This is a genomic window from Nocardioides jensenii JCM 1364 = NBRC 14755 (assembly GCF_001552535.1).
GTDB lineage: Bacteria > Actinomycetota > Actinomycetes > Propionibacteriales > Nocardioidaceae > Nocardioides > Nocardioides jensenii.
Genome location: NZ_BCRJ01000100.1, coordinates 1 through 13,527, shown reverse-complemented (window position 1 = coordinate 13,527; position 13,527 = coordinate 1). Strand labels below are relative to the sequence as shown.

The window sequence follows — 13,527 nt, the reverse complement described above, 5'->3', positions numbered from 1 at the left end:
CGGGAAGTACGGCGGGAAGTCGCGCTTCGCTGTCCGAAAAACGCTCGGCAGATGGGTACCCCGATCCCTACGCTTGGCGAGTGACGAACTCCCCCGCCCTGACCCGCACCTGGCTCCCGACCGCGGCAGCGGGTTTCACGTTGGTCTGCTGGGCGTCCGCGTTCGTCGCGATCCGCCACCTGGGCCACGAGGTCACCCCGGGAGCCCTGACCATCGGGCGGCTCGGCATCGCCTCGATCGTGCTCGGCGTGATGGTCTTCCGGCGTCCGCGGACCTGGCCGCGCGGACGGGAGTGGGCACTACTGATCGCCTGCGGCGTGATGTGGTTCGGCATCTACAACCTGGCCCTCAACGAGGCCGAGCGCCGCATCGACGCCGGCACCGCGGCCATGCTGATCCAGGTCGGACCGCTCCTGGTGGCGTTGCTGGCCGCCCTGTTCCTCGACGAACGCCTCACCCGCTGGCTGGTGATCGGCATCGCGATCGGCTTCTCCGGGGTCGCGATCATCGGGTTCGCCAGCAACGGCTCGGGCGACCATGACCTGTGGGGCGTGGTGCTGACCGTTCTCGCGGCGATCACCTACGGCATCGGCGTGGTCTGCCAGAAGCCGCTCACCCGGCGACTGCACCCGTTCGAGATCACCTTCCTGGCCTGTGTGATCGGCCTGCTCACCGCCTCCCCGTTCACCGGCGAGTTCGTCGACCTGGTGCAGCACGGCAGCACGTCGTCATGGCTGTGGATCCTCTACCTGGGGGTGTTCCCGACCGCCCTCGCGTTCTCGACATGGGCGTTCGCGTTGACCCACATGGACGCCGGGCGACTCTCGATCACCACGTTCCTGGTGCCGGTGATCGCCATCGCACTGGCCGCGCTGCTGCTCGGCGAGACTCCTCCGGCGCTGGCGTACGTCGGTGGCGCGCTGTGCGTGGTCGGTGTGCTCGTCTCGCGCCGGCGTACCCGCGTCAAGCAGCCCGAGCCACTGGCCGGCGTACCGGCCGACCAGCCCGTCACGACCTGAGCCGGGGACTACCAGCGGGCGGAGTCGCCGGGCAGCGGCTTCGACGCCGGATGGATCACGTAGGCGACACCACCCGAGCCTCCGAGCCACGCCCCCTCGAACTGGTCGCGGCGGTAGACCCGGCGCACGGTCGAGTTGCGCGGCGCCGCGGGGTCGTTGACGATCACCCGGCCGTCGGCGGCGAAGCCGGTGATCACCACGAGGTGGCCCGGCGTCGAGGTGAGCGGCGAGCCGTCGAGACCGCCGCGGGAGAACGCGATCGAGACCACGACCGGGATGCCAGCACGGATGAACCGCTCCGCGTCACGCAGGTTGAGCAGCCGGGTGACGAACGCGTCAGTGCCGTACATCCCGGCGTACGCGGTGTTGAAGGGCCAGTTGCCCGCACCCTGGTAGGTGTGGTCGTAGGTGTAGCGCGCGGCGTGGTCGACCTGCCCGTCGGTCTCGTGGGTCCAGGCGTAGTGAGCCGGCTTGGGGCCCCGGTTGAAGTGGCGCAGCACCATCGCGGTCGAGGTCGGCGAGCACCACGCCTCGCCGCCGGCGTCCCACTGCGGGTAGTGACCGGTGTGGATCATCTGGGAGAACCCCGGCACCGCCATCTCGGACGTCGAACGCATCGAGGTGGGCGAGGTCCGGGCGGTGCGCTTGCTGAAGTTCGCCGCCACCGCGCCGAGCGAGTCGACGCGCGGGGTGAGTGTGGTGCCGGTACGCCGGTACATGGTCACCCGCACCTGCCAGGTGCGCATGGTGCCGCGTTGACTGACGAGCGTGTCGGTCAGCAGCTTGTTGAGGTCATCGGCCTGCGCGTCGCCCGAGTGACGGTGGGTGCTCTCCACGGTGAAGCCCCACACGGCGACCTTGTCCCAGGAGCTGGTCGCGCTCGCGGACCGGGTGCGGGCATCGATGCGCAGGTAGGTGCCGGCCGGGGTACGCGCGTTCCAGGAGGCGATCAGGTTCGTGGCGTCGAAGCCGGTGGCCGCCCACGGCGAGACCCAGGTCCCGTAGTCGAACCGTGCCGCCGGGCGGGTGCCGAACGGGTCCTTCAGGCTGGCCGAGCCCGCCGGCACCGGCGCCATCACCAGGGAGCCACCACTGACCGCGACGCCCTTGCGCTGTCCGCGAGCGAGCTCGGCAGCGCTGCTCCAGCGGGTGGTCAGGACCTTCGGCGTCACCGCTCGCGCCACGGGTCGTACGCCGCTCGCGGCGGCTGCGGGTCGTACGACGCCCGCGGCGGCGGTCGAAGCCCCGGCGGCGGTCGAAGCCGTGGCAGCGAGGGGTGCGGCGACCAGCGGAACGCCGAACAGTGGAGCCGCGAGCAGGAGCGCCACGCCCGCGCGCAGAGGTGAGGGAAGGACACCGGGGAAGGCCATGCTCGGCATGGTATGTGACGAAAGTGACGCCTGGGACTCGAATGCCTCGACCCGTCGCCAGTTCGACGTCATCGGCCCGAACTCACGACAGGTCAGCCCGAACTCACGACAGGTCGATCAGGTGAGGGCGGGGAGGAGCAGCACCAGGCCCACGAGCGCGGGCAGCGCCTGGACGACCAGGATCTTGCGACTGACGGTGGCCGCGCCGTACACCCCGGCCACCACCACACAGGCCAGGAAGAAGGCGATCGTCGGATCATCGCCCCGGACCATCCCGAAGACCAGCCCGGCGACCAGGAACCCGTTGTAGAGACCCTGGTTGGCGGCCAGCGCCTTGGTCTCCTGCGCGAACTCAGGGGTCAGCCCGAACGCCTTGCGGCCGGCCGGCGCCGTCCAGAGGAACATCTCGAGCACCAGGAAGTAGAGGTGCAGCGCGGCGACGAGCCCCGCGAGCACGTAGGCAACCGTTGTCATGGGCGGAACCTACTCCTGCTCGAGCCAGCCCCGGAACGCTTCGAGGTTCTTCGTGGACTCACCGCGCAGCTGACGCCACTCCCACTCCTTGCGGATCGAGGAGGCGAACCCGAGCTCGAGGATCGTGTTGAACGACTCGTCGGCGGTGGCCAGCACGGTGCCGAGCACCCGGTCGAGGTCGTCGGCGTTCAACGACGAGAGCGGCAGTCGCGCGTCGAGATAGATGTCGCCGTGCCGGTCGATGGCGAACGCGACGGCGTACAGCCGCAGGTTCTTCTCCAGCAGCCAGCGGTAGACGCCCTCGTGGTTCTCGTCGGGGTTGCGGCACACGAACGCGTGCACGCCGAGCGCGTGGGTGCCGATGTCGAGGCGCACCGGGGTCTCCAGCTTGCGTTCCCCGGGCAGCGAGAACGAGAAGACGTCGTCCTTCTGCTCGAACGCGATCTCGTTGTCGTCGAGCCAGCCACGCACGGTCTCGACGGATCCGGTCTCGACGGATTCGTCCTCAGCCTGCGGAGACAATCGCCTCGTCCTCCCTCATCAGTCCGGCAGCCTTGCGGTAGACCTCGAGGGTACGGTCCGCGGTGCGCTCCCACGAGAACTGACGGGCCTGCTCGACCGCACCGGCGGCCAGCTTCGCGTGCAGGCCGGGCTCGCGCAGCACGCGGCCGAGCGCGTGTGCCCAGTCCCGGGGGTCGTGGGAGCCGACCAGCAGGCCGGACTCGCCGTCGCGGACCACCGTCGGCAACCCGCCCACCGCGGCCGCGACGACCGGCGCACCGGCCGCCTGCGCCTCGACCGCGACCAGCCCGAACGACTCGTTGTAGGAGGGCACCGCGACCAGGGTGGCCGCCGAGCACCAGTCGGCCAGCACGTCCTGGGTGACCGGCGGGACGAAGCGCACCACGTCGTCGAGACCGAGGTCGTGGGCCAGGTCGGCCAGCGCCTCAGGGTGCTCGAGGCCGGAGCCGGACGGCCCCCCGACGACGGGGACGACGAGCCGCGACCGCAGCGACGGGTCGTCGGCGAGCAGCTCGTGCACGGCCTTGAGGAGTACGTCGGGAGCCTTCAACGGCTGGAGTCTGCCGGCGAACAGCAGCACCTGCGCATCGCCGGGCAGACCGAGGCGCTCACGCGCGTCGATGCGCGGACGGAAGACGGAGAGGTCGACCCCCGGGTGCACCACGTCGACCCGGGACGGCTCAGCGGCGTACAGGTCGATCAGCTGCCTGGCCTCGAGGTCGGTGTTGGCGATCAGCATGTCGGCGGCCTCGACGACCTGCTCCTCACCGAGCACGCGCGCAATCGGCTCGGGGGTGTCGCCGTCGGCGAGGGCCTCGTTCTTGACCTTCGCCATCGTGTGCATCGAGTGCACCAGCGGCACACCCCAGCGGTCGCGCGCGAGTGCGCCGACCTGCCCGGAGAGCCAGTAGTGGGAGTGCACCGCGTCGTAGTGGCCGGGCAGGTTGGCCGCCTCGGCCCGCAGCACCTCACGCGCGAAGACGCAGAGCTGCCCGGGGAGCTCGGCCTTGGTCAGCCCCTCGAAGGGGCCGGCGTGCACGTGGCGCACGAGGACGTGGTCGGAGAACTCCACGATCGGGTCGAGGCTCGAGGAGGTCGCGCGGGTGAAGATGTCGACCGCGATGCCACGGCGGGCGAGCTGCTTGGACAGCTCGATGACATAGACGTTCATGCCGCCGGCGTCACCCGTGCCGGGTTGGTCCAGCGGCGACGTGTGCAGGCTGATCATCGCGATGCGGCTCATCTAGGCGTCCTACCTCCCGGACTCATCCCCGCAACAACCACGGCCCGCCGCAGCCTATTCCCGGCCGGCCTCAGGTGCCCGGCAGGTGACTGTCGCGTGACTGGCAGGCGAGACGACCTCATGCTGCAGACTCGGGCCCGGGGACGGCTCAGCGACTGTGCGACCCGTGGGCGCGTGGTTGCCGGGCACGGCGCCACCGCACGGCCAGGACCGCGAAGAGCAGCACCGCGACGATGCCGATGACCAGGTCGACCGAGTCCGCGTCCAACTCGCTGTGCAGGGTGACCAGCACGGAGCCAGCCAGGCCCACGACGCCGAGACCGACGATCGCCTGCAGCCACACCGGGGCCTTCGGCACCAGCATGAGGCCGATCGACAGGGCGGCGACGCCCAGGAGCCCGAAGCCCAGCCACTGCAGGACATCGTTGTCGAGGAAGTGCCGGACAACGAGGCACACTCCGCCCAAGAACCCGGTCACGGCTGCCAACGGACGCACGAAAATGCTTCCCTTCCACGCACACAGCAGGCACGCCGGACGGCGTACCCAACGTCCCAGTGTGCCGGTGATGGACAGGCCCTGCCACCCCAGTCCGGGGATCCGGCACAATCGCGCCCATGAGCACTCGTCGCGTCGCCGTCGTCACCGGAGCCTCCAGCGGGATCGGCGCAGCCACTGCCCGGGCCCTCGCCGCACAAGGGTTCCGGGTGGTCTGCGCGGCACGCCGTACCGACCGGATCGAGCAGTTGGCCGCCGAGATCGACGGTCTCGCGGTGGCCTGCGACGTCACCGATGCCGAGTCGGTCGCCGGCCTGGCCGGGGCCGTCGGAGACATCCTCCACGTGCTGGTCAACAACGCCGGTGGAGCGTTCGGGTCGGCGCCGGTCGAGTCGGCCGACGCCGAGCAGTGGCAGGCGATGTACGACGTGAACGTGGTCGGTCTGATGCGGGTGACCCAGGCCCTGTTGCCGGCGCTGCGGGCCAGCGGCGACGCCGTGCTCATCAACGTCGGCTCGACCGCCGGCCGCAACGCCTACGAGACCGGGGCCGGCTACACGGCCGCCAAGCACGGCACCAAGGTGGTCACCCAGACGCTGCGCCTCGAGCTGGTCGGCGAGCCGATCCGGGTCAGCGAGGTGGCCCCCGGGATGGTGCACACCGAGGAGTTCTCGCTGGTGCGCTTCGGTGGCGACCAGGCCAAGGCCGACGCCGTGTACGCCGGCGTGCCCGACCCGTTGATGGCCGAGGACGTCGCCGACGCGATCACGTGGGTGGCCACCCGGCCCGCCCACGTCAACATCGACGAGCTCGTGATCAAGCCCCGCGCCCAGGCCGCGCAGCACAAGGTGCACCGGGTCTGACGCGACACTCCTGCAACAGGTTTCCCCGGCGCACCGGGGAAACCTACGGCACGCTCACGCGCTGCCGGGCCGGACGATGCCGTGGTCGAACGCGTAGACCACCGCGGCGGCCCGGTCGCGCAGGTCGAGCTTGGTGAAGACCCGCCCGATGTGGCTCTTCACGGTGAGCTCCGAGATGTGCAGGGCAGTCGCGATCTCGCTGTTGGCCAGGCCGCGCCCGATCGCCTCGAGCACTTCGTACTCGCGGGCGGTCAGCTCCGCGGGCCGTTCGGCCGTGGTCGGTCCGCTGCGCACGTAGCTGGTCAGCACCCGCCCGGTGACGCCCGGGTCGAGCCACGAGTCACCGGCGGCGACCGCCCGCACGGCGCGGATCAGGTCCTCGGCCGGGGAGTCCTTGAGCACGAAGCCGGCGGCGCCGGCGCGCAGCACCCCGGAGAGCAGCTCGTCGTCGTCGAACGTGGTCAGCGCCAGCACCGGCGGACCGTCCGGGCCGGCCCGCAGCAGCCGGGTCGCCTCGATGCCGCCGACCCTCTTCATCCGCAGGTCCATCACCACAACGTCGACGGCCCGACCCCCGGCCGGCTCAGCATCGGAGGCGTCGGAGGCGTCGGAGGCCGCGGCGAGCTCGGCCATCGCGGCCGGCACCTCCGAGCCGTCGGAGCACTCACCCACGATCTCGAACCCGTCGCGCCGTCGCAGGATGCGTCGCAGGCCCGATCGCACCAGCTCCTGGTCGTCGACCAACAGCACCCGCACCGTCGTCACCGCACCCACCTCCTCACCGTGCCCACTTGCGCATCACACAGGCCTCGTCAACCACGTCATCACCACCGACTGCCCCATCGTTCTGCGCGCCTCGCGGCAGCGCCAGATCGACCAGCCAGAAGCACTGATCATCAGGATCGCGACCGACGTACAGCCGACCGCCGAACTGCTCGACCCGGGCCGCCATCCCGGCCAGCCCCGAGCCTCCCGGACCGCCGCCCGACGCCGACTTGCGGACGTCGGCCGGGACCGCGTTGCGCACGGTCAGCGTGGCACCGCCGTCCGCGGTGTGAGCGACCCGCACCGTCGCCGACGTGGAGGGCGCGTGCCGGGCCACGTTGCTGAGGGACTCCTGCACGGCCCGGAACAGGCACAGGCCCGCCGACTCCGAGAGCCCGGACGGGTCGCCGGTCTGCGCGAAGTCGACCTCGAGCCCGGCCGCGCGGACGTCGTCGACCAGCGCCGGGATGTCGGCCGCCCCCGGCAGTGCGGCCTGGACGTCGGTGCGCGGGGCACTGTTCAGCACGCCGACGGTGCGGCGGATGTCGGCCATCGCCTGGCGGCCGATGCGCTCGGCGTCCTCGAGGGCCTGCACCGCGTCGTCGACGTCGCGATCCTCGGTCAGCGCGCGCCGGGCTCCGGTCACGTGGAGCAGCGTGACGCTCAGCGAATGGGCGACCAGGTCGTGGATCTCACGGGCGATGCGCTGCCGCTCCTCCAGCGCGGCCCGGTCCCGGGCGCTGTCCAGCCCGTTGCGCTCGGCGACGATGGCCCGCATCTGCCAGCGCAGCGTGTAGCCGATCAGGAACGCGGCCAGCATCGACGGCACCCCCAGCTCGAGGACGTCCGCGCCCGCGGTGAGGCCCATCACCGCCACCGACAGTCCACCCACGAACAGGCCGACGCACGCACCTTCGGTGGTGGTCATCTCGCCGACCAGCAGCGTGACGGCGAGGACAGTGGCGTCGGCGCTGGTGTCCACGGTCATCGGCGAGGTCAGCATCCAGCCCGCCGCACCCAGTCCGACCACGGTGCCGATCGACCAGTGCAGCCACGGCCGCACGGCGAAGTGCCAGACGTGGGGAATCGCGACCAGCAGCACGGCCAGGGCCACGGGCTGTGGCGTCCACAGCACGTCGCGCTGCATCGCGGCGACGACCATGCTGCCGACCTGCCCCACCGAGGCGATCACCGCGATCCACCACGGATAGACGAGGCCGCGCTGGGCGCCCTTGTCCTCGATGCGGGCGCGTGCGCCGTGCAGGAACGCACCCAGGTCCACAGACATGTCTCCCAGACTAGAGAAGCGCCGCGGTCCTGCCATCCCTCTGTGGACGGTCCGCGGCTCCTACCAGGGTCGGAGCCCGACTGGGTACCGCAGCGCGATGTCCGGACGCGCCGCGATGTCTAGCGTCGTGGGTGACCAGATCGATCACCTGACGTGGTGACCCGACTGGTGAACCGTGACGAACCGGCTGAAGGTGAGACGACCATGACCTGGCAAGAGACCCATCGCCGCTGGCAGGCCCTGCGCGAGATCGAGGAGACCACGCGCCTCGACCCGACCGGCGAGGTGCCGTGGAACGACGACTACGCGCTGATCTTCGGGGACCGTGAGCACCTGGTCTCCGCGCTGCGCTACCGCTGGACGATCGCCGTCGAGGCGCAGCTGGACAGCGACCTCGACCCCGACGAGCGCGCCGGGCTCTTCCGCGACCTGCGCCAGCGCAACGCCGGCGTGCTGCGGATCCTGTCCCGCTACCCTGCTCGTGTGGCCAACCACACGAGCCAGGGAGGCCCCCTTGTCCACGCGTCCTGACACGTCGTCGGCCTGTCCTGTCGACCACGCCGGCGCCACAGACGCTCCGGCGCCGACCGCACCGGCCGCGTCGGCGGCCTCCCGGGGGCAGCTCGGGCGAGACCGGCGGCGCAGGCCCAGCGCTCCGGGGCGCCTGTCGTGGCTGCCCGGCAGCCGCCGGATGGCCTGGCTGCTCGACCACGGCACCTCGCGCTTCGGCATCCGGTACGGCGCCCGCAAGGGTGACCTGGTCGCGCGGATGAACATCGAGCCGGCACTGCTGGCCGACCCCTATCCGTCGCTGACGCAACTGCGCGAGCGCGCTCCGGTGGTGCCCGGTCCGCTGGTCTGGGCGACCAGTCGTCACGCCGTGGTCAACGAGATGCTGCGCAGCGACACGTTCGGCGTGGGCGGTGGCCACGGCGAGCTGCCGATGCCGGTCCGACGGCTGCACCGGGCGTTCGCCGACCCGATGCACTTCGGCCCGGTCGACCCGCCGTCGTTGCTCGCGGTCGACCCGCCCGAGCACACCCGCTACCGCAAGCTGGTCTCACGGGTCTTCACGCCGCGCGCGGTGGCTGCCCTCGAGCCCCGGATCTGTGAGATCGCCGACACCCTGCTCGACGAGCTCGCCGCACGCGGTCGCACCGACTTCGACCTCATCGAGGAGTACGCCGCCCTGCTCCCGCTCGCGGTGATCGCCGACGTGCTCGGCGTTCCCGACGAGATGCACGAGAGCCTGCTGCACTGGGGCAACGGCGCGGCCCGGCTGCTCGACCCCGGCCTGTCGTGGCGCGACTACCGCCGGGCCACCGACGCCGTGGCCCGCATGCATGCCTGGTTCGACCAGCACGTGGCCCGCCTGCGCCGCACCCCCGGCGACGACCTGCTCAGCAAGCTGGCCGTCCTCGACGGTGAGGACCGGCTCACCGACGTCGAGCTCGCGGCCACCGGCCTGCTCGTGCTCGGGGCCGGCTTCGAGACCACGGTCAACCTGATCGGCAGTGCCGTCGTACTCCTCGACGAGCACCGCGACCAGCTCGACGACGTCCTGGCCGACCCCTCCCTGTGGACCAACACGGTCGAGGAGTGCCTGCGCGTCGAGTCACCGGTGCAGCTGACCATGCGGCAGGCGTACGCCGACACCACGGTCGCCGGCGCCGACGTACCCGCCGGAACTGCGGTGCTGTTGATGCTCTCGGGCGCCAACCGAGACCCCGTCGTGTTCGCCGACCCGGACCGCTTCGACGTACGCCGCCACAACGCCGCCGACCACCTCTCGTTCTCCGCGGGCGTGCACTTCTGTCTCGGGCCGAGCTTGGCCCGCATGGAGACCAAGGTGGCCCTCGAGACGCTGTTCACCCGGTTCCCCGACCTGCGGGTCGCGGGGCAACCGGTGCGTCGTCCGAACCGTGTCCTGCGCGGCTATGACCGACTCCCGGTCGACACCGGAGTCAACTGACGAGACCCGGGGTGGCCGAATCCCGCGCGGCACGGGAGACTTCCCGTGTGGAGACCATCGGACTCATCGGCGGCATGAGCTGGGAAAGCAGCGCTGCCTACTACAAAGACCTCAACCTCGGCGTCGAGAGGCGTCTGGGCGGCTACTCATCTGCGAGGACGGTGATGGCCTCCGTCGACTTCGCGGAGGTGACCGCGCTCGGCCAGGCCGAGGACTGGGACGGCGTTGCCGCCATCTTGGCCGAGGCAGCACGGGGCGTGGAGAAGGCCGGCGCAGACTTCCTGATGCTGTGCACCACGACCTTCCACCGGGTGGCCGAGCAGGTCGAGGCGGCCGTCGACATCCCTCTGCTGCACCTGGCCGACGTGGTCGCCGACGCCGCCAAGGCCCGTCGCTGTGACACCGTGGCCCTGGTCGGTACGACGTTCGCGATGTCACGCACCTTCTTCACCGACCGGATCGCCTCGCACGGGCTCCAGGTGCAGGTCCCGGCAGCCGAGCAGCACGAGATGGTCAACGCGATCATCTACAACGAGCTCGTGCACGGCAAGGTGCTCGACTCCTCGCGTCGCAAGATCATCGAGTTGCTCGACCAGCTGTGGGACGGCGGCGCCCAGGGCGTGATCCTGGGGTGCACCGAGCTCGAGCTGCTCATCGAGCAGGCCGACGTCGAGGTGCCACTGTTCCCCTGCACCACGCTGCACGTCGAAGCGGCGCTCGACCGCGCCCTCTGAGCCCCCCTCGTCCGGGTTTCGCGCGAGGGGTGGCCGGTTAGGCTCGATGCCGTGGGTGAGGAACCGGGGAACGCGAGGATGCGCCAGTCCGCGATCGGGCGGACGGCTCGTCTGGCGAGCCTGCCCATGGGCTACGCCGGCCGAACCACGATCGGCCTCGGCAAGCGCCTGGTCGGTCGGCCCGCGAGCGCCGTGCTGACCGAGGTGCAGCTGCGCACCGCCGACCAGATCTTCAAGGTCCTCGGCGAGCTCAAGGGCGGGGCGATGAAGTTCGGCCAGGCGATGAGCATCTTCGAGTCGGCGCTGCCCGACGAGCTGGTCGGGCCCTACCGTGACGCCCTGACCAAGCTGCAGGACTCCGCTCCCCCGATGTCGGCACGCATGCTGACCTCGGTGCTGGCCGAGGACCTCGGCCACGAGTGGCGCACGCGGTTCACCGAGTTCGACACCACACCGGTCGCCTCCGCCTCGATCGGGCAGGTGCACCGGGCCACCTGGGCCGACGGCACCGAGGTCGCGGTCAAGGTGCAGTACCCCGGCGCGGCCAGGGCATTGCGCTCCGATCTCCGCCAGCTCGGCCGGATGGCCCGCCTCTTCACCGTCCTCGCGCCCGGACTCGACATCAAGCCGTTGCTTGCCGAGGTCGAAGCCCGGGTCGCCGAGGAGCTCGACTACTCCCTCGAGGCCGCCGCCCAGTCGATCTTCGCCGACGAGTTCGCCGACGACCCCGACTTCGTCGTACCGGCGGTGGTGGCCCACACCCCGCGCGTGCTCGTCACGACGTGGATGGAGAGCACCTCGTCGTTGGCGCAGGTGATCAAGGCCGGTACGCCGGAGGAGCGCGACCGGGTGGGCGGGCTCTATGCGCGGTTCCTGGTCTGCGGCCCGACCCGCACCGGGCTGATGCATGCCGACCCGCACCCCGGCAACTTCCGGGTGCTCGACGACGGGCGGCTCGGCGTCGTCGACTTCGGCGCGGTCGCCCGCCTGCCCGAGGGCTTTCCGCGGCCGCTGGGCGAGCTGCTGTCCCGCGGGGTCCGCGACGACTGGGACGCGGTGGTCGACGGGCTGCGCGACGAGGGATTCCTGCTGCCGCGCACGGTCTTCTCCCCCGACGACCTGGCCGACTACCTCGGTCCGTTCCTGGACGCCGGGCGCGCCGAGTCCTTCCAGTTCTCACGCGCTTGGTTGCGGTCGCAGACGGTGCGGGTGGCCACCCCGACCCAGGAGAACCTCTCGCGTGCGTTCAAGCTGAACCTGCCGCCGGACTACATGCTGATCCACCGGGTCTGGCTCGGCGGGTTCGGCGTGCTGTGCCAGCTCGAGGCGACCGTGGAGTTCCGGGCCCTGCTCGAGCAGTACGTGCCGGGCTTCGAACCCGTCTGAGCGTCGACCCGCGCCGGCTGACCTCGCCCGACCAGCTCGGTCGCCCGACCAGCCCGCTCGCCCGACCAGCCCGCTCGCCCGACCAGCCCGCTCGCCCGACCAGCTCGGTCGCCCGACCAGCCCGCCGCGACGCGGTGTTGAGTGCACGATCCGTGTCGATTTCTCCGGAGAAACCGACACGGATCGTGCACTCAACGCCTCAGGACTCCTGGTCGGGGGTCTGCTCGAGCACGAGCGAGGTCAGCCGGCGCAGGTCGTCGCTCAGCTGGGTCTCGGCCAGGGTGACCTCGTCGTCGTCGACCCGGATCACGTAGGAGTACATGTCGGGGTAGGTACGCGCCGGCTTCTCGGGCCGCAGGTCGACCCGGGACAGCAGTGCGCGCACCTCGTCGAGATGGGCGCCCTGACCGGACAGGTCGCAGCGGCCGGTCGTCGTACGGCCCGCGAAGCCGCCGGTACGCCGGACCTCGACGACGGCGGGGGCTGCCCCAGCGCGATCACCGCCAGCGTCGCCACCGGGCTGAGCCGGCTCGACGCCGACCTGCGCCCAGGCGTCGCGGACGACGTCGGCGTGCTCTCCGGCCGCCTCGACCGTGGCGGCGGCGAACCCGGCGAAGTCGACGTCGGAGGCCACCTGGGCGAGTGCTGCCCACCAAATGCGACCCGCACCCTCGGCGGAGGTGCCGCCGACCGCGAGCGCGGCCAGCACGAACGCGCGATTGGGGATGCCGGAGTTGAGGTGCACACCCCCGTTGTCGTCGGTGGTCTCGACGTACGCCGACATGTCCGCACCCTGCGGGTCCTTGCCCAGCACCGGGTCGTCGTACGCCGTGCCGGGGTTGTGCATGTCGCGCAGGCCACGGCCGTTGACGCCCGGGAGGAAGAGACCCTCGCCGACCACCCAGTCGGCATCGGCGGCGCCCTGGCCGAGGACGCGCTGCTTGAGACAGGCGCCGAACACGTCGGAGACCGACTCGTTCAGCGCACCGGACTGCCCCTCGTAGACCAGGCCGGCGACCGACTCGGTGACCGCGTGGGTGAGCTCGTGGGCCAGCACGTCGACGGGCTTGGTGAACCGGTCGAACACCTCACCGTCTCCGTCGCCGAAGACCAGCTGGGTGCCGTCCCAGAAGGCGTTGTCGTACTTGCGCTCGTAGTGCACGGTGGCCAGCACGTGGGCGCCGGCGCCGTCCCACGAGTTGCGGTCGTAGACCTCGGCGAACATCTGGAGGGAGGCCTCGAGGCCGGCGTACGCCTCGTCGACGGCGACGTCCCCGGACTCGGGCTCACCGCTGGCACGCACCGCGCGGCCCGGCAGCTCGGTGCCGTTGTCGGCGGTGTGCACGGTGAACCCGCCGTCGGCCGCGGCAACGGCGGCCGTGGCAGGACGCCCGG

14 protein-coding genes are annotated in these 13,527 nt (G+C 71.2%); 6 read left to right on the top strand and 8 right to left on the bottom strand.

Annotated elements, in window-relative coordinates; all coding sequences use genetic code 11:
* Positions 1-80 precede the first annotated feature (80 nt).
* The gene (locus tag NJ4_RS20365) at positions 81-1,019 is read left to right on the top strand and encodes a DMT family transporter (protein WP_217996933.1); all 939 of its coding nucleotides are present in this window, start codon (positions 81-83) and stop codon (positions 1,017-1,019) included.
* Positions 1,020-1,027: 8 nt separating this feature from the next.
* Here NJ4_RS20365 and NJ4_RS20360 read toward each other — a convergent pair whose 3' ends face one another.
* From NJ4_RS20360 to NJ4_RS20340, 5 genes are all read right to left on the bottom strand, one after another.
* Positions 1,028-2,389 carry a C39 family peptidase gene (locus tag NJ4_RS20360; RefSeq protein WP_157551252.1) on the bottom strand — a complete coding sequence of 454 codons (1,362 nt, stop codon included), beginning with the start codon at positions 2,387-2,389 and terminating at the stop codon, positions 1,028-1,030.
* 117 nt (positions 2,390-2,506) lie between these two features.
* Complete coding sequence (locus tag NJ4_RS20355; RefSeq protein ID WP_067439613.1) at positions 2,507-2,863, bottom strand: DUF1304 domain-containing protein; 357 nt, start codon at positions 2,861-2,863, stop codon at positions 2,507-2,509.
* Between the two features lie 9 nt (positions 2,864-2,872).
* Complete coding sequence (locus NJ4_RS20350) at positions 2,873-3,385, bottom strand: type III secretion system chaperone family protein (protein WP_067439610.1); 513 nt, start codon at positions 3,383-3,385, stop codon at positions 2,873-2,875.
* Positions 3,369-4,628, bottom strand: coding sequence for a D-inositol-3-phosphate glycosyltransferase (gene mshA / locus NJ4_RS20345; protein ID WP_067439606.1), 1,260 nt, complete (start codon positions 4,626-4,628; stop codon positions 3,369-3,371). The genes NJ4_RS20350 and mshA overlap by 17 nt, the downstream gene beginning before the upstream one ends.
* A 148-nt stretch (positions 4,629-4,776) precedes the next feature.
* Positions 4,777-5,106 (bottom strand): hypothetical protein, encoded by a 330-nt coding sequence (locus NJ4_RS20340; protein ID WP_067439602.1) that lies wholly within the window; start codon positions 5,104-5,106, stop codon positions 4,777-4,779.
* 137 nt (positions 5,107-5,243) lie between these two features.
* Between NJ4_RS20340 and NJ4_RS20335 the strand changes: the two genes are divergently transcribed.
* Positions 5,244-5,987, top strand: coding sequence for an SDR family NAD(P)-dependent oxidoreductase (locus tag NJ4_RS20335; RefSeq protein ID WP_067439599.1), 744 nt, complete (start codon positions 5,244-5,246; stop codon positions 5,985-5,987).
* Between the two features lie 54 nt (positions 5,988-6,041).
* On the opposite strand, the gene NJ4_RS20330 is transcribed toward NJ4_RS20335, so the two are convergent.
* Together NJ4_RS20330 and NJ4_RS20325 are read right to left on the bottom strand one after the other, a co-directional pair.
* Positions 6,042-6,752, bottom strand: a complete 711-nt coding sequence (locus NJ4_RS20330; RefSeq protein ID WP_157551251.1) for a response regulator transcription factor — start codon at positions 6,750-6,752, stop codon at positions 6,042-6,044.
* Between the two features lie 13 nt (positions 6,753-6,765).
* Complete coding sequence (locus tag NJ4_RS20325) at positions 6,766-8,040, bottom strand: sensor histidine kinase (RefSeq protein ID WP_169799301.1); 1,275 nt, start codon at positions 8,038-8,040, stop codon at positions 6,766-6,768.
* Positions 8,041-8,244: 204 nt separating this feature from the next.
* Between NJ4_RS20325 and NJ4_RS20320 the strand changes: the two genes are divergently transcribed.
* The 4 genes from NJ4_RS20320 to NJ4_RS20305 are packed head-to-tail and all read left to right on the top strand — an operon-like array spanning position 8,245 to position 12,132.
* Positions 8,245-8,571 carry a hypothetical protein gene (locus NJ4_RS20320; RefSeq protein WP_157551250.1) on the top strand — a complete coding sequence of 109 codons (327 nt, stop codon included), beginning with the start codon at positions 8,245-8,247 and terminating at the stop codon, positions 8,569-8,571.
* Entirely contained in the window at positions 8,555-10,012 is a 1,458-nt protein-coding gene (locus NJ4_RS20315; protein ID WP_217996932.1) for a cytochrome P450, read from the top strand. The genes NJ4_RS20320 and NJ4_RS20315 overlap by 17 nt, the downstream gene beginning before the upstream one ends.
* Positions 10,013-10,059: 47 nt before the next feature.
* Positions 10,060-10,746: an aspartate/glutamate racemase family protein gene (locus tag NJ4_RS20310; RefSeq protein ID WP_067439581.1), complete on the top strand. Its 687-nt coding sequence runs from the start codon at positions 10,060-10,062 to the stop codon at positions 10,744-10,746.
* A gap of 51 nt (positions 10,747-10,797) precedes the next feature.
* Complete coding sequence (locus tag NJ4_RS20305; protein WP_245644645.1) at positions 10,798-12,132, top strand: ABC1 kinase family protein; 1,335 nt, start codon at positions 10,798-10,800, stop codon at positions 12,130-12,132.
* 199 nt (positions 12,133-12,331) lie between these two features.
* Here the strand turns inward: NJ4_RS20305 and NJ4_RS20300 are convergent.
* Positions 12,332-13,527 (bottom strand): protealysin inhibitor emfourin (locus tag NJ4_RS20300; RefSeq protein ID WP_157551249.1); only part of this gene is annotated, 1,196 nt, incomplete at its 5' end.